Raw genomic sequence first — 17,613 nt, 5'->3', positions numbered from 1 at the left:
GGGAATCCAACCCGCCCCCTGCCCCGGCCCAACGGCTTCTTCACCTGGCTCCGGTCCCTGGGCATCGTCCGGGGGGAAGACGACCGCTGGCTGGGCGGTGTCTGTTCCGGAATCGCTGCCCGCACCGGACTGGATCCGGTCCTGGTGCGCGGCCTGTTCATTGTCCTGGGCCTTTTTGGCGGCGGACTCCTGCTCTACGGTCTGGCCTGGGCGTTCCTGCCGGAGCCCGACGGGCGCATTCATGCCGAGGAAGCCCTGCGCGGGACGTGGACGACCGGTACCACCGGGGCCCTCGTGGCGTGCCTTCTGGGCGGCGGGAGTCCCAGCATTTTCTGGGCAGGCGACGGGGTGCTGGGCGGATTTTTCTGGACGCTGTTCTGGGTTGGCGGTCTGGGTCTGCTGGTCTACTGGCTTTTCACCCGTGGAGGCCGCGGGGCCGCGCGCGGTGCCTCCACTCCTAACTCGCCTGCGCCGTCCATGCCGCCAGTGTCCCCGGCACCCTATGCCGCGGATTCCACGCCGGGCACTGCCCCTTACACCGTGCAAAGCGTGCAACAAGACACCGCGCAAAGAGACACTGCGCGAAGGCCGGCGGGGTCATCGGTACGGCCTGCCGCAGTCCCGCCCCGCCGGCCGCGGACCACGCCCGGAGCCGCCGAAGCGGCCGTTGTCCTCGGTGCTGTGCTGCTGACCATCGGCGTCGTCCTGACCCTCGATTACGCCTCGGTTCTCAACATCGGGACACCGGTGGCGGTGGCACTTGCTGCCGGCGCCGCGGCCAACGGACTCGGCATCGTGATCCTCGGGTCCCTGGGCCGTTCCTCCGGCGTTCTAGGCCTCACCGCCGTTGCAGCGCTTGTTGGTGCCGGTGTTACCGGTACCAACATGGGCACGTTTGACACAGTCGTCGTCGCCAATGACGCAGACTGGTCCCCCACTTCGTCTTCGCCGGCCACCGGCGGCTACACGCTCGCGGCCGCCGACGGCCATCTGGACCTGCGTTATCTGGCGGACGAAACAGACCCGTCTGTTGAGGTTCCGATCAATCTGGCTGCAAGCGACCTCACCGTCCTGGTCCCGGATGACATCCCCGTCCTCGTCCGGGCGGACATGTTTGCCGGGAACGTCCAGATTGACGACGGTGTCACCCGCAGCGAATCCGGCGGGATCTGGAAAACGGCGGACGAACGCATGAATGACACAGCCGGCGAACCCCTCGTGGTCCGCATCAAGGGAGTCGCCAGCAACGTCCTGGTGACCGTGAATGAAAGCGACCTGAACCAATGAATGCTTCGCACTTCCCCGGGGACTCGTCCGTGGAACCCGCTTCCGTGCGCAGGCCGGTCCGGACCGGCACCATTGTCTGGGGCCTGCTGATCATCGCCGTTGCGGTCCTGATCCTTGCCTGGCTGCTGACCGACATTACGCTGGATCCCTTGGCGGTACTTCTGGGCCTGATGCTGGGGGGCGGCGGTGCCCTGCTGCTCGGCGGCGCAGTCTCCGTCCTGGGCGGGCGGAAGCATTTCACCGGGGGCGGAAACGCCCACTCCCCTTCCAACGAACAGGCAAGCTGAAACCATGAACCGTTTCTTTGACATTCTGCGTTCTTCCCCCATCCGCAGGACCCGGGGCTGGGCCGGCGGCGTGTGCGCCGGACTGGCCGTGCGGTACGGCTGGGACGTCTCGGTAGTGCGGATTGCCGTCCTGCTCAGTTTCCTGCTGCCCTTTGTCGGCGTCTGGACGTATCTCGCCGCCTGGCTGCTGCTGCCCAAGGTGGACGGGAGCATCGCACTGGAGCAGCTGATCGGCAGACGATAACCATAGACCGGCGGGCTGTTTTGGCTCCTTCGGGCCGGTTGGACCCCCGGTTCGATGGCTGGCGGCCCGGTGATGGCTAGAATCAAGGCTGAGGATCCACCCGCTGCCAAACTGAACCAGAGGTTTAACCATGAAGATCGGCATCCTGACCAGTGGGGGCGACTGCCCCGGACTCAACGCGGTGATCCGCGGAGCCGTCCTCAAGGGCATCAAGGTCCACAACCAGGAGTTCGTCGGGTTCCTGGACGGGTGGCGCGGAGTGGTGGACGGAGACATCATTGATCTCCCCCGAACCAGCGTCCGCGGTATTTCGAAACAGGGTGGAACCATCCTGGGGACCTCCCGCACCAATCCCTTCGAGGGACCCAACGGCGGGCCGGAGAAAATCAAGGCCACCATGGACCGGCTCGGCGTCGATGCCATCATCGCGATCGGCGGCGAGGGCACGCTGGCCGCCGCGCAGCGCCTCACTGACGCAGGGTTGAATATTGTCGGCGTCCCCAAGACCGTGGACAACGACCTCGACGCCACCGATTACACCTTCGGTTTCGACACCGCCGTACAGATCGCCACCGAAGCCATCGACCGGCTGCGGACCACCGGCGAGTCCCACCACCGCTGCATGGTGGCCGAAGTCATGGGACGCCACGTCGGGTGGATCGCTCTTCACTCCGGAATGGCTGCCGGTGCACACGCCATCCTCATTCCGGAGAATCCGCAGAGCCTGGACCAAATTGCCGAGTGGGTTACCCAGGCCCGCGACCGCGGCCGTGCCCCGCTCGTCGTCGTAGCTGAAGGGTTCGTCACCACGGACATGGAGTCCCCGCACTCAGAACGCGGGCTGGATGCCTTCGGCCGGCCGCGGCTGGGCGGGATCGGAGAATTGCTGGCCCCGGAGATCGAAGCCCGGACCGGTATTGAAACCCGTGCCACCGTGCTGGGACACATCCAGCGCGGAGGTGTCCCCACCGCGTACGACCGGGTGCTGGCCACACGGCTGGGCATGGCTGCCATCGATTCCGTGATCGACGGACTGTGGGGAACCATGGTGGCCCTGCACGGGACGGATATTGTGCACGTGGGCTTCGAGAAGGCGCTGGACAACCTCAAGACAGTTCCCCGGCACCGCTACGACGAAGCATCCATTCTCTTCGGCTGACGGCGCACGGGCAACAAACGGGACCGGGTGTAGGTTGAAACGTATGACTTTGGATCCGGGAACAATTGCGATCATCCAGCTCGCCTGGTCCCGCCGCCTGGGTTTGGCAGATGATGCCCTGTCGGCAGCGGGGGACGGTACGCGAATCTACAGCGTGCAGGATGAATCCCGCAGCGTATCGTTTATGCGCCTTTTCGGCCGTGAAGTCTTTTGCGGGCCTGAGTGGGCCGCCCGGCGTGCCCGGGGCATGAGCGCAGAGGAGCTCAGCCGCCACACGTCCCTCGCCGGGCTGTCCATGGAGTACGGCGGAAGAACCGTTGGATCCGAGCGCCTGTGTTTTGCCGATGCCTTCCCTGAACCCCTGGAACCGGCGGAAGAGCTGACTGTCTCGGAGGATCCGGAGATTGCCGTCCAGTTGGAGCGTTTGTGCCCGCCCGACGACGTCGCTGAGGCAGGCTTGGCCGGCAAGGAATCGATGTTCATCGTCGTCGATGACAGTGCAGACGTTCCGGTTCCGCTGGCCGGAGCAGGTTACAGCATCCGGGACGGCATCCTGGCCGACATCTCCACGCTCACCGCGCCGTCCAGCCGCCGGCACGGACTGGGACGCTACGTCACGGCCATTGCCGTGGAAGAGTCCATGGCCGCCGGGCTGATCCCGCAGTACCGTACGCCGCTGGACAACATCGGGGCGGCCCGGACGGCGGCCGGAGCAGGTTTCCTTGCCGTCGGGATCCGCTCCGAAGTCCAGCTAACCGCCTAGCTCTGCCAGCCGGTCCCCGGCCTGCAGTTATTTCAGCAGATCCAGCATTTCCTGCCGCTGGAAGAACCCTGCGGTTTCGCGTGCACTGGGCGAACCGGCGTCGGGGTCTGCTCCCCCTTCAACCAGGATCCGAAAGATGGCGGCGTAGCCCTTGAAGACGGCACCTGCCAGCGGGGTCTGGCCCCGGTCATTTTGGGTGTTCACATCCGCGCCCCGCTCAACCAGCAGTGCGGTCAGGCCCTCATGGCCGTGATAGGAGGCCAGCATCACCAGCGTGTCGCCGGAACCGTTGGTCAGGTTCACCGGTACGCCGGCATCCAGGTACGTCCGGATTCCTTCCGTGTCACCGGCACGCGCAGCATCGAACACCAAGCCGGCCAGTTCAATGATGTCATCGTCAATCTCCGGGCGGGATTCCGGGGTGCTCATGGAGTTCCTTTCACTTGGCATACATCGGTCCAACTTGTTTCAGCGCTGAACGCCGCTAGGCCCTGGGCGGGCGCAGGAAGCCGCTGGCACGGCCCACAACCTGGCCGGCGTCCGGGGCAACAATGATTTCCTGCGCGGCTGCGTACGGCTCACCGTCGTCGTCCACCACCAGCTCTGCCGCCGGGTCCACGGAGCGCTTGATCACGGCCAGTGCCACGGCACCCATTTCATAGTGCTGGGCGACGGACGTTACCGTTCCCACCTTTCGCTCGCCCAGCATCACCGCACTGCCCGGGGCGGGAAGCGTGTGCTGGGAACCGTCCAGCTGCAGGAACACCAGCCGGCGGGGCGGATGCCCGAGGTTGTGGACACGGGCCACGGTTTCCTGGCCCTTGTAGCAGCCCTTCGCCAGATGGACCGCCGTCCGGATCAGGTCCAGCTCGTGCGGAATGGTCTTGTCGTCGGTCTCCGCACCCAGCCGGGGACGCCAGGCGGCAATCCGGAGGGCCTCGGACGCCATGGTGCCGGCGAGGGTACGCCCGGAGTCCGTGACGGCCTGTTCCAGCTCGGCGGCAGGAATCAGATACTCATGCCAGGGGCGGTCTCGTCCCGGATGGGAATCCTCAGGGACGCCGGTGTAGGCGAAACCGCCGGCACCAATGTTGGGCCAGGGATCGGTCCAGACGGAGTAGCTTCCCCAGGCCTCCACCGGTGCCACTGATCCAACAACGGCCCAGTCGGCGCTGGCATCGGTCACCTCCACCCGGAGCATGAACTTCATCCGCTCCAGGAACCGGGCCAGGACCGGGGCCTCCTCGGCTTCCACGATCAGCCAGGCGGTGTTCCCGTCATCCAGGATCCGTGCGTCGTGCTCAATGCGTCCCTGGACGCTGAGCAGCAGCAGCTCCGAGCTTCCGCCGGGCTGCAGGTCGCTCACGCTCTGCGATGACAGGGTGTTCAGCCAGCTGAGACGATCGGGACCGGTGACAGTGACAATGCCGCGGTGGGACAGGTCGGTGACGGCGTTGCCGCGGGCCAGCTCCCGCTGCTCGCGCAGGGGATCGCCGTAGTGGGCTGCGACTCCGGCGTCGAGTCCGCCGGCTTCCACCGCACCGTGGCGGGACAGGAGGGGGCTGAGATAAGTCATAACGGGTTCAACGTCCTTGCGGGTGCGGCTATTCCGCGGTCTTGTCCGCAGCCGCGGAATGCCTAGGAGGTTTTCTTCAGGATGGCGGAGGCGTGGGCCTTCAGGGCGTTGCCGCCCTCCGCTACATCCCAGCGCCAGTACAGGTCGCCGTTAACCAGTCCGAAGATGCGGGTGGCGGCGGTGTATTCCTTGGAGTTGACACCCCGCATGACCAGGTCGGTGGTCAGCTGGATCTGCGGACCCTTGATCTGGCCGTAGTACAGCTCTGCGATACCGCCGGGATGGACGATGGTGGCGGTGATGTCGAAGCCGCCGCCGTCATTGCGGAGCTTTTCGACTTCGTCGGCGCTGCGCAGAGCCGGGACGATATCCGCCGGGGTCAGCCCGGGGCCGCCGTCTGCATCATTCAGGGGCCGGTCGAGTGCCCAGAATCCTGTCTCAACGGCGAGCGGGCGCAGGACAGTGCCCTCTTCGTCAGTGAGCCAGCTTTCGGCGTCGTACTTCAGGTACGGCAGGCCGTTCTGGGTGAAGGTCACACGCTGGGTGAAGTGCTCGGAATCGGCTTCACCCTCTCCCAGCCTGCCGGAACCTTCCCAGACACCGAGCAGCCAGGACAGCGGCACGAGTTCAGGGGTCAGATCTGTGGGAATCTCCATGGGCATGGCGCTGACCTCTTCCTTCGGTTGCTCTTGGGCGGGTTACTTCTGGCCTTTGTACAGGCGGCTGATGACCAGGCCGGCGAACGCGGCCATGCCGACGCCGGTGATGCCAAGCAGGACGATAAAGAAGATTTCAAGGGCTACAAGCGAATCCATAGCTACATCCTAACCCGGAGCCGCCGACGTTTCTTCCCATGACCTGCCGGCCGGGATCCGCGGCACTCAGGGGACGAGCAGGCTGGCCAGGAAATAGACCACGGAGCCCAGCGCAACGATGGGTGCCAGGGCCAGGGCAACCCGCCCGCGGCGGGTGGGAATGTCTCGGGAGAGGATCAGGCGGCGGACAGCCATCACGACGGCGGCACCTGCGGCTCCCATCAACGCAGCAGCGGCGGCATGCACTCCGGCTTCCGGCTGAAGGACTCCGGCCAGGGCGCCGGCCAGTGCGCCGGCGCCTACGCCCAGCGGGGCGGTAATCCGGTCCGGGAGGGGGATCAGGGAGACCGCCAGTGCGGCGAGGATGCCGGCTGCGCTGATGGTGACTCCTGCCGGGCTGCCGTCCGCAGCTGCCAGCCTGTCCGCGGCCACCCAGCCTGAACCCATGACGGTCAGAAGGACGCCTGCGATGTTGCCGATGGTTGATTCCAGCCGGTGGGCCTGTCCGGTGCCGCGCAGCAGCTGAATGAGGAAGATGGCTCCAACGCCCGCTGCCGCCGTTCCGGGCAGCCAGGTGAGCAGCGCGGTGGACGGTGCAACCAGTGCGGCGGCACAGGCGGCTGCGCCTGCGAGCGCCAGCACGGCCCCCTGGCTTTTCTTGGCCGGAACATCCAGAAGGTGCGGCCAGCCGATCCCCACGGCTACGCAAAGAATGCCGGTAACCGCCGCTACGGCCGCCACGGACCAGTACGAAGCACCGACGATGCCAATGAGGGCTGCTGCCGCCAGCACCGCTACGCTCCAAAGTTTCACCTAAGCCATCCTGCCTTATTACGCAGTGCAGATGAAAGCTACGGGCGCGGAGGGGCGCCGTGGGTATACTTTCAACCACCTTCGCCCCGACTGCGGAAGCGGCCCAGCTTGTGCCCGATGATGTGCGCCCAACCTTGGAGGATCCATGTCGCACATTTTGCTGCTGACCAACAATCCGGGACCCTCTGCCGAGGTCCTGCCGGCCCTCGGTCTGCTCAACCACAAAGTGCAGGTTGTCCCCGCCGAGCCCACGGCGCTGCTCGACACCGAGCCCAGCGACGTCGTACTCATTGACGCCCGCAAGGACCTGGTCGGCGCCCGTTCGCTGACCCAGCTGCTGAAGGCAACCGGACTGGATACGCCGCTGATCCTTATTCTTACCGAAGGCGGAATGGCTGCCGTGGCGGCAAACTGGCGGGCTGACGATGTCATCCTCGATTCAGCGGGACCGGCCGAGCTGGAGGCCCGGCTGAGGCTGATGTCCGCGAGGATCAGCTCCTCCCCGGAAGCGGCCGGCACCGAAATCCGCGCCTCCGGCGTCGTCATTGACGAAGCAAGCTACACGGCGCGGGTCAACGGCACCGCGCTGAACCTTACCTACAAGGAGTTTGAGCTCCTGAAGTACCTGGCGCAGCATCCCGGCCGGGTCTTTACCCGCGACCAGCTGCTGCACGAGGTGTGGGGCTACGACTATTACGGGGGCACACGGACGGTGGACGTCCATGTCCGGCGGCTGCGGGCCAAGCTGGGTGCGGACCATGAGAACCTGATCGGCACGGTCCGCAACGTGGGCTACCGGTTCACCCGGTCCCGGCTGGCCGGGGATCCCGCGCAGCCCGCGAGCCAGGAAGCCTGATCCGCCGCGACACTGCCGGCCGATCTTTTTGCCCCTCCGCTTGTCCGGTGCCCTCCGGGCGCTAGGCTTCTTCAATGAAAGACGAACGCGTAATGCCCTGGCCCGTAACAGTCACCAAGGGAACCCCGGAGCCCGATGAGCTGGACCGCATCCGCGAGCTGGCTGCTGCTGCCGCCGATGCCGACGGCAATCCGCCCCTCTCCGAACAAACCCTCGTTGATCTGCGTTCCGGTGACACGGATCCGGATTCGCTGCTGGTTTTCGCCACCTACTCCAACGATGAGACTTCGGACCCGTCGGCTACCCAGGCTTTGGCCGGCGTCGCTGTGCTGATCAGTGACGGCCCCCGGGAGCCGGGGGTGCTGGAACTGGTGGTCCACCCTGCCTACCGCGAGAAAGGCGTGGGAGCCGCGCTGGCAGCTTCAGTGCAGGATTATGTCCGCGCCGGGTCCGTTCCCGCACCGCAGGCATGGTCCCACGGCAACCATGATGCCGCCGCCGAGCTGGCCCGGCGTTTTGGGTATCGGCCGGTGCGCGAGCTGCTGCGCCTGAGGCTGAGCCGGGGCGCCGGTACTGACCCGCTGCCTGCGGCAGAACTGCCCGAAGGCGTCTCGCTGCGGGCCTTTCGCCCGGGGTCCGACGACGATGCCTGGCTGGCAGCCAACGCGGCCGCCTTTGCCCACCACCCCGAGCAGGGCGGCATGACCCGGAGTGACCTCGCGGCACGCATGGCGGAGGACTGGTTTGACCCCGAAGGGTTCCTGCTGGCTGTGCGGGACTCGGACAATGCCATCCTCGGGTTCCACTGGACGAAGGTCCATCCCGGTGCCGGCGGCCATCCGCCCATCGGTGAGGTGTACGTGGTGGGAGTGGTTCCCGAAGCCCAGGGCATGGGGCTGGGACGCACCCTGACCATTGCCGGCATCCGGCACCTCCGGGACAGCGGCCTGCAGGCAATCATGCTGTACGTGGATGCGGACAACGCTCCGGCCATGGCGCTGTACCAGCGGCTGGGTTTTGTCCGCTGGGACGCGGATGTGATGTACGCGGCCGGTTGAGCCGGAACAGCTTGTAATGTTGAATTGACGGCCCTGCCGCCCGGTCCTCCGGGCGGCACCGCCTGACCGCCGCCATACTGCAGGGAGAAACCATGGGATCCGATACCGCCGCCGAGCCGCACTCCACTTTCGGATCGGCTGAGTCCATGTCGGCGCCCCGGGCCACAGAGGACAGGATTGATATTCCGGACTTTGGCCCGGCGCTGGTCCCGGAAGGGGATATCAGCCCGGAGCGTTTCCTGGACCGGGAAATCAGCTGGCTCCACTTCAACGCACGGGTTCTTGAGCTGGCTGAAGACCCGGACCTGTACCTGCTGGAGCGCGTCAACTTCCTGTCCATCTTCGCGTCCAACCTGGACGAGTTCTTCATGGTGCGGGTTGCCGGGCTCAAGCGCCGGATTGCCACCGGGCTGGCGGTGCCTTCGGCTGCCGGCCTGAGCCCCATCGAACAGCTGGAACATATCGTGGAGGCCGGCTACCGGCTGCAGCAGCGCCACGCCGAGGTCTTTGCCCGCCAGATCCGGCCCGCCCTGGCCGAGGAACAAATCCATCTTGTGGGCTGGAACGAGCTCGATGACGCGGCCAAGGCCTATCTGCACCGCCAGTTCGCGTCCAAGGTTTTTCCAATCCTCACTCCGCTGGCGGTGGATCCGGCGCACCCCTTCCCCTACATCTCCGGCCTTTCACTCAATCTTGCCGTGGTGGTGCGCAACCCCGTCAGCGGCAAGGAGTTCTTCGCGCGCGTCAAGGTTCCCGACCAGCTGCCCCGCCTGATCTCCGTGGACGGCCCGAGGGCCGGAAACGTTGCCGGCCGCGTGGCCCGCTTCATTCCGCTGGAAGACGTCATTGCCGAGCACCTGGACCAGCTGTTCCCCGGTATGGATGTGATGGAACACCACGCCTTCCGGGTTACCCGCAACGAGGATCTGGAGGTGGAGGAGGACGACGCCGAGAACCTGCTGCAGGCGCTGGAAAAGGAACTCCTGCGGCGCCGGTTCGGCCCGCCCGTCCGGCTGGAGGTCACCACCGACATCAATCCCAGCATCCGCGAGCTGCTGGTGCGCGAACTCGGTGTGGAAGAAGACGAGGTGTACGCGCTGCCCGCACCGCTGGACCTGCGCGGGCTGGCCGGCATCAGCCGCATCGACCGCACGGACCTGCACTACCCCAAGCAGGTGCCGCATACGTCCCTGCACCTGAAGGAGTCCGAAACCTCCAAGCCGGCGGATGTGTTTGCTGCGATGCGCCGCCGCGACATCCTGCTGCACCACCCCTATGACTCATTCTCCACCTCCGTTCAGGCCTTCCTGGAGCAGGCCGCCGCCGACCCCCGGGTCCAGGCCATCAAGCAGACGCTGTACCGCACGTCCGGGGATTCCCCCATTGTGGATGCACTGATTGATGCCGCAGAGTCCGGCAAGCAGGTCCTGGCCCTGGTGGAAATCAAGGCACGGTTCGACGAACAGGCCAACATTTCCTGGGCCCGGAAGCTGGAGCAGGCCGGCGTGCACGTGGTCTACGGCATCGTGGGGCTGAAGACGCACTGCAAGTTGTCGCTCGTGGTCCGCCAGGAAGTGGACGGGCTGCGGCGCTACTGCCACATCGGTACCGGCAACTACCACCCGCGGACCGCCCGCTACTACGAAGATCTGGGCCTGCTCACCTCCAACGAACAGGTGGGGGAAGACCTGACGAAGCTGTTCAACCAGCTTTCCGGGTATGCCCCGAAGTCCACGTTCAAGCGCCTGCTGGTGGCTCCGCGGTCAGTGCGGTCCGGGCTGATTGACCGGATTGAACGGGAGATCGTCAACAAGAAGGCCGGCCTGGCTGCCCGGGTGATCATCAAGGTCAACTCGATGGTGGACGAAGCCATCATCGACTCGTTGTACCGCGCCTCCCAGGCCGGTGTCCGGGTGGACGTGATTGTGCGCGGCATCTGCTCGGTGCGCCCCGGCGTTCCGGGGCTGAGCGAGAACATCACTGTCCGGTCCATCCTGGGGCGGTTCCTGGAGCACTCACGGGTGTTTGCCTTCGCCAATGCCGGAGATCCGGTGGTGTTCATTGGTTCGGCGGACATGATGCACCGCAACCTGGACCGCCGGGTGGAGGCCCTGGTGCAGCTGGCCTCCCGGGAGGACATCGCGGACCTCATTGCGCTGATGGACCGCTACATGGACCCGTCCACGGCAAGCTGGCATCTGGAGAAGGACGGCATCTGGACCCGGCACCACATGAATGAAGAAGGGGAGCCGCTGCTGGACGTGCAGTCCTGGCTGCTCGCTTCCCGGTCCCGGCAGCGCGCCGCTGTCCGCCGTTGATGGCCATGTCCGCCGCACCCGGCCCGGAAGCCGGTCCCGGCGAGTCCGTGCCCGCAGACATCAAGGTGGTGGCTGCGGGCGCCATCTGCTGGCGCACCCGGAACGGCGAACTTGAAGTCCTCATGATCCACCGGCCCCGGTATAAGGACTGGTCCTGGCCCAAGGGGAAACTGGACGCCGGCGAGACAACCCCAGAGTGCGCAGTGCGCGAAGTGCAGGAGGAAGCCGGGGTACGGATCCGGCTCGGCATTCCGCTGCCTGCCACGGTCTACCCGGTGGCATCCGGCATGAAGATTGTCCACTACTGGGCTGCCCGCATCGAGGAGGGAAAACCCGAGCCGGACGGCAAGGAAGTGGACGGCGTCCGCTGGTGTTCACCGGCGCAGGCCCATGCCGAGCTCAGCAATCCATCCGACCGGCAGCCGCTGCGCGCCCTGGTGGAGGCCCATGCCGAAGGCCGGCTCCGGACGTGGCCGCTGATCGTGGTGCGCCACGCCAAGGCCAAGCCCCGGTCATCCTGGACCAGGGCTGAAGGAGACCGTCCGCTGGCGGCCACCGGGCTGCGCCAGGCACAGGCCGTCTCGCGGCTGCTGGCCGCATGGATGCCGGTCCGGGTGGTCTCCAGTCCCTGGGTCCGCTGCGTGCAGACTGTGCGTCCCTACGTAAAGTCGCGCGCCGTGAAGTTCAAAACCGTTGATGCCATCACGGAGCACAGCGCCAAGCGAAAGCCGGGCAAGGCCCGCAACGCGGTGGAAGCCTTGTTCGACAAGGCCAAACCTGTTGCCCTGTGCACGCACCGGCCGGTTTTGCCGCTGACATTCGAGGTTCTGGCACGCCATATGCCGGCCGGGCTGTCCATTGGTTTGCCCGATAAGGATCCTTTCCTGGCGCCGGGCGAGGCGATTATCTGCCAGGTCTCCGCCGCCGAGGAGGGGCGCATCCTGTCGCTGGAGCGGTTCCGGGCCTTCGACGACTAGGTGTTTTCACCGCCGGGCCGCGCCGGATAGCTAAGGCTAACCGTCCTTTTGCGAGCCCGGCCCCCGCCCTAAGGTGGGGCAATGACGACTTTCACTGAACTCCTCGAAGCCCAAATCGGTAACGAATTCAATGCCTCGCAGCAGTATGTTGCCATGGCCGTGTTTTTCGACGGTGAAGACCTTCCGCAGCTGGCCCGCCACTTCTATGCCCAGTCGGTGGAGGAACGCAACCATGCCATGATGCTGGTGCAGTACATGCTGGACCGGGACATGCCCGTACGGATCCCCGGCGTCGGCGCGGTGCGCAACGACTTCACCACGGTGGTGGAGCCAATTGAGCTGGCACTGGAGCAGGAGCGGCAGGTCACCCGCCAGATTGAGGCGCTCTTCGCCGCCGCACGGGCGGAGGGTGATGCCCTGGGCGAGCAGTTCATGCTCTGGTTCCTCAAGGAACAGGTGGAGGAAGTCGCCTCCATGTCCACCCTCCTCACAGTGGCCAGGCGCGCCGGGAATCTCTTCGATCTGGAGAACTTCATGGCCAGGGAGCAGGTTGGCGACGGCGGCGGAAGCGACGCCGGCGCTCCCGAGGCTGCCGGCGGAGCCCTCTGAACACGGTCAACCGCACCGCGGCCGTTCCCGGCGTTCACGGCGGCTGGTATGTTGCCGCCTGCCTCGTGACGGTGCTGGCGGCTGCGGTGGGAGCCATGGTCTGGCCGACGCTGCCGGAGCGCGTGCCGGTGCATTGGGACGGCACCGGCACTGCTGACGGCTATGAAGACAAGTCCTTCGGGAGCGTGTTCTTCGGCCCGCTGCTGTCAGCCGGGCTGATCGTATTCCTGTACCTGACAGCTCTGGTTTGCCGTCGCCTTCCGCTCACTAATCCTGCGCCGGCGGGCGTGGATGAGCAGGTGCACCAGCAGGCAGGCATGGATGCCACGTTGTATTTCCTGGCCCTGACCGTTGTGGAGCTGTCCCTGCTGATGGCATGGATCAGCCTGCGCGGCTGGTTCCTTCCGCCTGACGGATCAGTCCTGCTGTTTGCCGTGCCCACGCTGGGATTCCTGGCTGCTATGGGCGGGGCCGGGATTTTGGCCCTGCGCCGCTACCGCCGTTTGGTGGCCGAGCTCTCCGTGTAGGCACGTCCTGTGTCCCCTTTGTGCGGAGCAGGAAGCAACTAGACTGGTGCGGTGACTATTCCTACCCCGTATGAAGACCTGCTCCGCGACGTCATGGCCAACGGAACGCAGAAGTCCGACCGTACCGGCACCGGCACCCGCAGTGTCTTCGGCCGCCAGATGCGCTTCGACCTGAGCGAATCCTTTCCGCTGATCACCACCAAGCGGGTGCACTTCAAATCGGTGGCCCTGGAACTGCTCTGGTTCCTGCGCGGTGATTCCAACGTTCGCTGGCTGCAGGAGCGCGGCGTGAGCATCTGGAATGAATGGGCGGACGACGACGGCGAGCTCGGTCCGGTCTACGGCGTCCAGTGGCGCTCCTGGCCGGCCCCCGACGGCGGACAGATAGACCAGATCGCCAAGGTGGTGGAAAGCATCCGCACCAACCCGGATTCCCGCCGGCATATCGTCACGGCCTGGAATCCCGCGGAAGTGGACAACATGGCGCTGCCGCCGTGCCACGCGATGTTCCAGTTCTACGTGGCGGACGGGAAACTGTCCTGCCAGCTGTACCAGCGCTCGGCGGACCTCTTCCTCGGAGTCCCCTTCAACATTGCCTCCTACGCACTGCTGACCCTCATGGTGGCGCAGCAGACCGGCCTGGAGCCGGGAGAGTTCGTCTGGACCGGCGGTGACGTCCATATTTATGACAACCATGTGGACCAGGTCCGCGAACAAATCAGCCGCGAGCCGTTCCCGTACCCGCAGCTGCGCCTGGCCCGGAAGCCGGACTCAATCTTCGATTACGTCCTGGAGGATTTTGAGGTCCTGGACTACCGCCACCATCCCGGCATCAAAGCTCCGATTGCAGTCTGAGAGGCTTTCCCTTGAATGATTCCGCCGGCGTTCGTTATTTCGCCACCAGTGCAGGAGAGGTCTTTCCTGACGGCATGGATCTGAAGGCGGCTCTGTCAGCCGCCTACCCGGACGGTCTGCCGCAGCCGCTGGTGGGCATGATCTGGGCTCAAACCGTGGACGGGGTCATCGGCCGGGACGGAGGCATGCCGTGGCATCTGCCCGAGGACCTGGCACATTTTAAGAACACCACCGCCGGGCACCCGGTCATCATGGGCCGGCGTACCTGGGAGTCCTTTCCCGCCGCGTACCGGCCGCTGCCCGGCCGCACCAATATTGTGGTGAGCTCCAGTGAAGCACTGGCGGACGAGATATCGCCGGCCGGCGCCGTCGTCGTTCCCACGCTGGAGCAGGCGCTGGACACCGCCCGGCACAGTCCCGGCGGCAGCGAACAAATCTGGATTGTGGGCGGTGCCCAGCTGTATGCGGCCGCCGAGCCCCTGGCCGATGCGGCCGTGGTCACCGTGATTGATACGGACACCGCGGGCGACACCTACGCGCCGCATCTGGGCACGGACTGGGGGTTCACTGCGGTGAGCCCCGCCGACGGCTGGAACACGGGCAGCAACGGCACCTCCTATCGGATAGCCCTCTGGACCCGGGTCCGGGATACGGACAGCGGCGTCACCAATCACCACGGCAGCGCGCCCCTGCCCTAAACTGGGACCATGACTTTCGCAGCTACCCCTGTACCCACCGCTGGCTTCGTCGGCTGGCGGGGCATGGTCGGTTCCGTCCTGATGCAGCGCATGCAGGACGAAGGCGACTTTGACCTGATCAACCCCGTGTTCTTCTCCACTTCCAATGCCGGGGGCGCCGCGCCGTCCTTCGCATCGGGTGCAGGAGAGCTCCAGAACGCCTACGACGTCGAGACGCTGGCGAAGCTGCCGATTATTGTCACGGCCCAGGGCGGTGATTACACCTCAGAGGTCTATCCCAAACTGCGCGACGCCGGCTGGAACGGCCTGTGGATCGACGCCGCGTCCACGCTGCGGATGGAGCAGGACTCCATCATCGTCCTGGACCCGGTAAACCGGGACGTGATCGATGCCGGACTGGCCCACGGGATCCGGAACTTCGTGGGCGGCAACTGCACCGTGTCCTGCATGCTCATGGGGCTGGGCGGGTTGTTCCGCAACGGCCTCGTGGAGTGGGGCACCTCCATGACGTACCAAGCTGCCTCCGGCGGCGGAGCCCGGCACATGCGCGAACTGCTCAACCAGTTCGGCTCGCTGAACTCCGTGGTTGCGGACCAGCTGGCAGACCCGGCCTCCGCCATCCTGGACATTGACCGCGCGGTGCTGGCCCAGCAAAAGAACCCGGCCATGGATTCCTCGCAGTTCGGCGTACCGCTGGCGGGTTCGGTGATCCCCTGGATCGACGCAGATCTGGGCAACGGACAGTCCAAGGAAGAGTGGAAGGCCGGTGCCGAAACCAATAAGATCCTGGGCCGGGAGGCTGCCGGGCGGATCCCGTTTGACGGGCTCTGCGTGCGCATCGGTGCCATGCGCTCACATTCGCAGGCGCTGACGCTCAAGCTCACCGAAGATCTTTCGGTAGCGGAAATTGAGCGGATCATCGACACTGACAACGAGTGGTCCAAGGTGGTTCCCAACACCAAGGAAGCCTCCATGGCGGAGCTGACCCCCGTAGCCGTCAGCGGCACCCTGGACATTCCGGTGGGCCGGATTCGCAAACTGGAGATGGGTCCGCAGTACATCAGCGCCTTCACCATCGGCGACCAACTGCTGTGGGGTGCAGCGGAGCCGCTGCGCCGCATGCTCCGGATTGCTACCGGCAACCTCTAAGCCCTGAAGGGCCGGTCAGCACCCGGCTCCGCCCAGCGGATCCGTTCCCCCCGGGACGGGTCCGCTTTTGCGTGTGCTGCGCAGTGTCGGTGGCAGGTGGGAGGGTGCGCTTATGGACAAGTTCAGCGTGGAAGAGATCCTCCGCACCTTCTTCACCCTCAGCGCCGAGGGCAAACAGACAGCCACGGCAGCGCGGTATGCCAGGGTCCTTGCACAGCTGCGGCTGTACCTGGAAACGGACGGCTGGATGTTCCTGACGCCGGACCGTGCCGCCCTGCTGGACCTGGAACGGGACTTCCTCGCGGAGAACGCCTTTGCGCGGATCTTCGACGCCGAGGACCTGCTCTATACACTGCACGGTTTCCTGGCCCCGAAGTGGCTGCTGCCCGGGCTGCAGGACCGGCGGACCCAGGTGAGCCTGACGTCCCGCCTGGTGCAGTGGCTGTGCAGCCGGGCGCTGGTGGACCGGTCCTGGCACAGCGGACAGGTGCGCGAAGTCCTGGCCGCCGCCGAGATCATGCGCCGGAACCGCGGCGGGGCAGCCTGACTACAGCGAGCAGTTGATGAGCAGCGGCTCCGGGTGCAGGCGAAGGCCAAAGGCTTCGTACACGCCGTCTGCCACTGCCCGCGCCACAGCCAGCAGGTCCTCGGCCGTGGCGTTGCCGCGGTTGGTTACCGCCAGGGTGTGCTTGGTGGAGAGCGAAGCCCGGCCACCGGCCAGCTCAGCTCCCTGACCGGTCTCCGGCAGGCCGAAGCCTTTGGGGAACCCGGAACGGTCAATGAGCCAGGCGGCGCTGAGCTTGACCATGCCGGGCTCTGCCACCGGGTAGCGGGGAGCCTCGGGCGGCAGATGCGCTGCTTCCTCCTCGGAAACCACGGGATTCGTGAAAAAGGACCCTGTGCTCCATGTGTCGGGATCCTCCGGATCGAGGACCATGCCCTTGCCTGCGCGCAGCCGCAGCACCTCGCGGCGGACGTCTTCGGCAGCGGCCCGCTCCCCCGCCTCTATGCCCAGCGCCCGGGCGAGCTCGGCGTAGCGCACGGGTGCGCTCTCCATGCCGCGGGTCAGGCCGAAGTCCACGGTCAGGACCACGTAACGCGGTGAGCCGTTCACCGTGGTGCGCTTGAGCACCGAGTCCCGGTAGCCGAACTGCAGCTCGCCGTTGGTGAACTGCACAATGCTGCGCGTTTCCCGGTCCCAGGCCCGGACGCCGGTAATGCTGTGCGAAACATCCGCACCGTAGGCACCGACGTTCTGCACCGGCGTCGCACCGGCCAGCCCGGGAATGCCGGAGAGTGCCTCGAGCCCGGAGCAGCCCCGGCGCAGGGTTTCACCCACCAGCTCATCCCACGGGTGCCCGGCCTGGGCCCGGACGGTGACCGTGTTTTTATCTTCGGTGAATTCCAAGCCGCGGGTGGCAACGTGGACCACTGCGCCGTCGAACCCCGCGTCGGAGATCAGCAGGTTGGAACCGCCGCCCACAATCAGCAGCGGTTCCTTCGCCTCATCGGCGGCACGGACCGCTCCGATGAGCTCGTCCTCGGTTTCGGCGTTGAGGTAGCGGCGGGCTGGCCCGCCCACGCGTGAGGTGGTCAGGGAAGCCAGGGGTAAAGAGGTCAGC

20 protein-coding genes are annotated in these 17,613 nt (G+C 66.0%); 15 read left to right on the top strand and 5 right to left on the bottom strand.

Annotated features, from left to right (window positions below; translation table 11 throughout):
- The 5 genes from QMA10_RS12540 to QMA10_RS12520 all read left to right on the top strand — a co-directional run.
- Positions 1 to 1,287 (top strand): PspC domain-containing protein (locus QMA10_RS12540; protein WP_290168827.1); only part of this gene is annotated, 1,287 nt, incomplete at its 5' end.
- Positions 1,288 to 1,316: 29 nt separating this feature from the next.
- Positions 1,317 to 1,574 carry a hypothetical protein gene (locus QMA10_RS12535; protein ID WP_290168825.1) on the top strand — a complete coding sequence of 86 codons (258 nt, stop codon included), beginning with the start codon at positions 1,317 to 1,319 and terminating at the stop codon, positions 1,572 to 1,574.
- Positions 1,575 to 1,578: 4 nt separating this feature from the next.
- Positions 1,579 to 1,818, top strand: a complete 240-nt coding sequence (locus QMA10_RS12530) for a PspC domain-containing protein (protein WP_290168823.1) — start codon at positions 1,579 to 1,581, stop codon at positions 1,816 to 1,818.
- A gap of 130 nt (positions 1,819 to 1,948) precedes the next feature.
- Positions 1,949 to 2,977 (top strand): 6-phosphofructokinase, encoded by a 1,029-nt coding sequence (locus tag QMA10_RS12525; RefSeq protein ID WP_290168822.1) that lies wholly within the window; start codon positions 1,949 to 1,951, stop codon positions 2,975 to 2,977.
- Between the two features lie 43 nt (positions 2,978 to 3,020).
- Positions 3,021 to 3,740, top strand: coding sequence for a GNAT family N-acetyltransferase (locus QMA10_RS12520; RefSeq protein WP_290168820.1), 720 nt, complete (start codon positions 3,021 to 3,023; stop codon positions 3,738 to 3,740).
- A 27-nt stretch (positions 3,741 to 3,767) separates the two neighbouring features.
- On the opposite strand, the gene QMA10_RS12515 is transcribed toward QMA10_RS12520, so the two are convergent.
- The 4 genes from QMA10_RS12515 to QMA10_RS12500 all read right to left on the bottom strand — a co-directional run bounded on the left by QMA10_RS12515 (position 3,768) and on the right by QMA10_RS12500 (position 6,944).
- Positions 3,768 to 4,169 carry an ankyrin repeat domain-containing protein gene (locus tag QMA10_RS12515; protein WP_290168818.1) on the bottom strand — a complete coding sequence of 134 codons (402 nt, stop codon included), beginning with the start codon at positions 4,167 to 4,169 and terminating at the stop codon, positions 3,768 to 3,770.
- A gap of 55 nt (positions 4,170 to 4,224) precedes the next feature.
- Positions 4,225 to 5,316 carry a glycine cleavage T C-terminal barrel domain-containing protein gene (locus QMA10_RS12510; protein WP_290168817.1) on the bottom strand — a complete coding sequence of 364 codons (1,092 nt, stop codon included), beginning with the start codon at positions 5,314 to 5,316 and terminating at the stop codon, positions 4,225 to 4,227.
- Between the two features lie 62 nt (positions 5,317 to 5,378).
- Positions 5,379 to 5,978, bottom strand: coding sequence for an FABP family protein (locus QMA10_RS12505; protein ID WP_290168815.1), 600 nt, complete (start codon positions 5,976 to 5,978; stop codon positions 5,379 to 5,381).
- A gap of 219 nt (positions 5,979 to 6,197) precedes the next feature.
- Complete coding sequence (locus QMA10_RS12500) at positions 6,198 to 6,944, bottom strand: hypothetical protein (protein ID WP_290168814.1); 747 nt, start codon at positions 6,942 to 6,944, stop codon at positions 6,198 to 6,200.
- 145 nt (positions 6,945 to 7,089) lie between these two features.
- Here QMA10_RS12500 and QMA10_RS12495 point away from each other — a divergent pair, with 145 nt between their 5' ends.
- The 10 genes from QMA10_RS12495 (at position 7,090) to QMA10_RS12450 (ending at position 16,538) form a co-directional block, all read left to right on the top strand.
- Complete coding sequence (locus QMA10_RS12495) at positions 7,090 to 7,800, top strand: response regulator transcription factor (RefSeq protein ID WP_290168812.1); 711 nt, start codon at positions 7,090 to 7,092, stop codon at positions 7,798 to 7,800.
- A 92-nt stretch (positions 7,801 to 7,892) separates the two neighbouring features.
- On the top strand, positions 7,893 to 8,858 hold the full coding sequence (gene mshD, locus QMA10_RS12490; RefSeq protein ID WP_290168831.1) for a mycothiol synthase: 966 nt from the start codon (positions 7,893 to 7,895) through the stop codon (positions 8,856 to 8,858).
- Positions 8,859 to 8,950: 92 nt separating this feature from the next.
- A complete protein-coding gene (locus QMA10_RS12485; RefSeq protein ID WP_290168810.1) occupies positions 8,951 to 11,176 on the top strand; it encodes an RNA degradosome polyphosphate kinase in 2,226 nt (741 codons plus the stop codon).
- A 5-nt stretch (positions 11,177 to 11,181) separates the two neighbouring features.
- The gene (locus QMA10_RS12480) at positions 11,182 to 12,153 is read left to right on the top strand and encodes an NUDIX hydrolase (RefSeq protein WP_290168808.1); all 972 of its coding nucleotides are present in this window, start codon (positions 11,182 to 11,184) and stop codon (positions 12,151 to 12,153) included.
- Between the two features lie 81 nt (positions 12,154 to 12,234).
- A complete protein-coding gene (locus QMA10_RS12475) occupies positions 12,235 to 12,762 on the top strand; it encodes a ferritin (RefSeq protein WP_290168806.1) in 528 nt (175 codons plus the stop codon).
- Positions 12,763 to 12,827: 65 nt separating this feature from the next.
- Positions 12,828 to 13,289, top strand: coding sequence for a DUF1648 domain-containing protein (locus QMA10_RS12470; RefSeq protein ID WP_290168805.1), 462 nt, complete (start codon positions 12,828 to 12,830; stop codon positions 13,287 to 13,289).
- Between the two features lie 51 nt (positions 13,290 to 13,340).
- Entirely contained in the window at positions 13,341 to 14,144 is an 804-nt protein-coding gene (locus tag QMA10_RS12465) for a thymidylate synthase (protein ID WP_290168804.1), read from the top strand.
- Positions 14,145 to 14,155: 11 nt separating this feature from the next.
- Positions 14,156 to 14,842 (top strand): dihydrofolate reductase, encoded by a 687-nt coding sequence (locus QMA10_RS12460; protein WP_290168802.1) that lies wholly within the window; start codon positions 14,156 to 14,158, stop codon positions 14,840 to 14,842.
- 9 nt (positions 14,843 to 14,851) lie between these two features.
- Positions 14,852 to 15,991, top strand: a complete 1,140-nt coding sequence (asd, locus tag QMA10_RS12455) for an aspartate-semialdehyde dehydrogenase (protein ID WP_290168801.1) — start codon at positions 14,852 to 14,854, stop codon at positions 15,989 to 15,991.
- 112 nt (positions 15,992 to 16,103) lie between these two features.
- Positions 16,104 to 16,538 carry a hypothetical protein gene (locus tag QMA10_RS12450; protein ID WP_290168799.1) on the top strand — a complete coding sequence of 145 codons (435 nt, stop codon included), beginning with the start codon at positions 16,104 to 16,106 and terminating at the stop codon, positions 16,536 to 16,538.
- Here the strand turns inward: QMA10_RS12450 and QMA10_RS12445 are convergent, their stop codons facing one another.
- The gene (locus QMA10_RS12445) at positions 16,539 to 17,612 is read right to left on the bottom strand and encodes a UDP-N-acetylmuramate dehydrogenase (RefSeq protein ID WP_290168829.1); all 1,074 of its coding nucleotides are present in this window, start codon (positions 17,610 to 17,612) and stop codon (positions 16,539 to 16,541) included.
- Position 17,613: the final 1 nt, after the last annotated feature.

The organism is Arthrobacter sp. APC 3897 (assembly GCF_030407495.1).
Lineage (GTDB): Bacteria > Actinomycetota > Actinomycetes > Actinomycetales > Micrococcaceae > Arthrobacter_B.
This window is presented reverse-complemented; position numbering and strand designations above follow the sequence as displayed.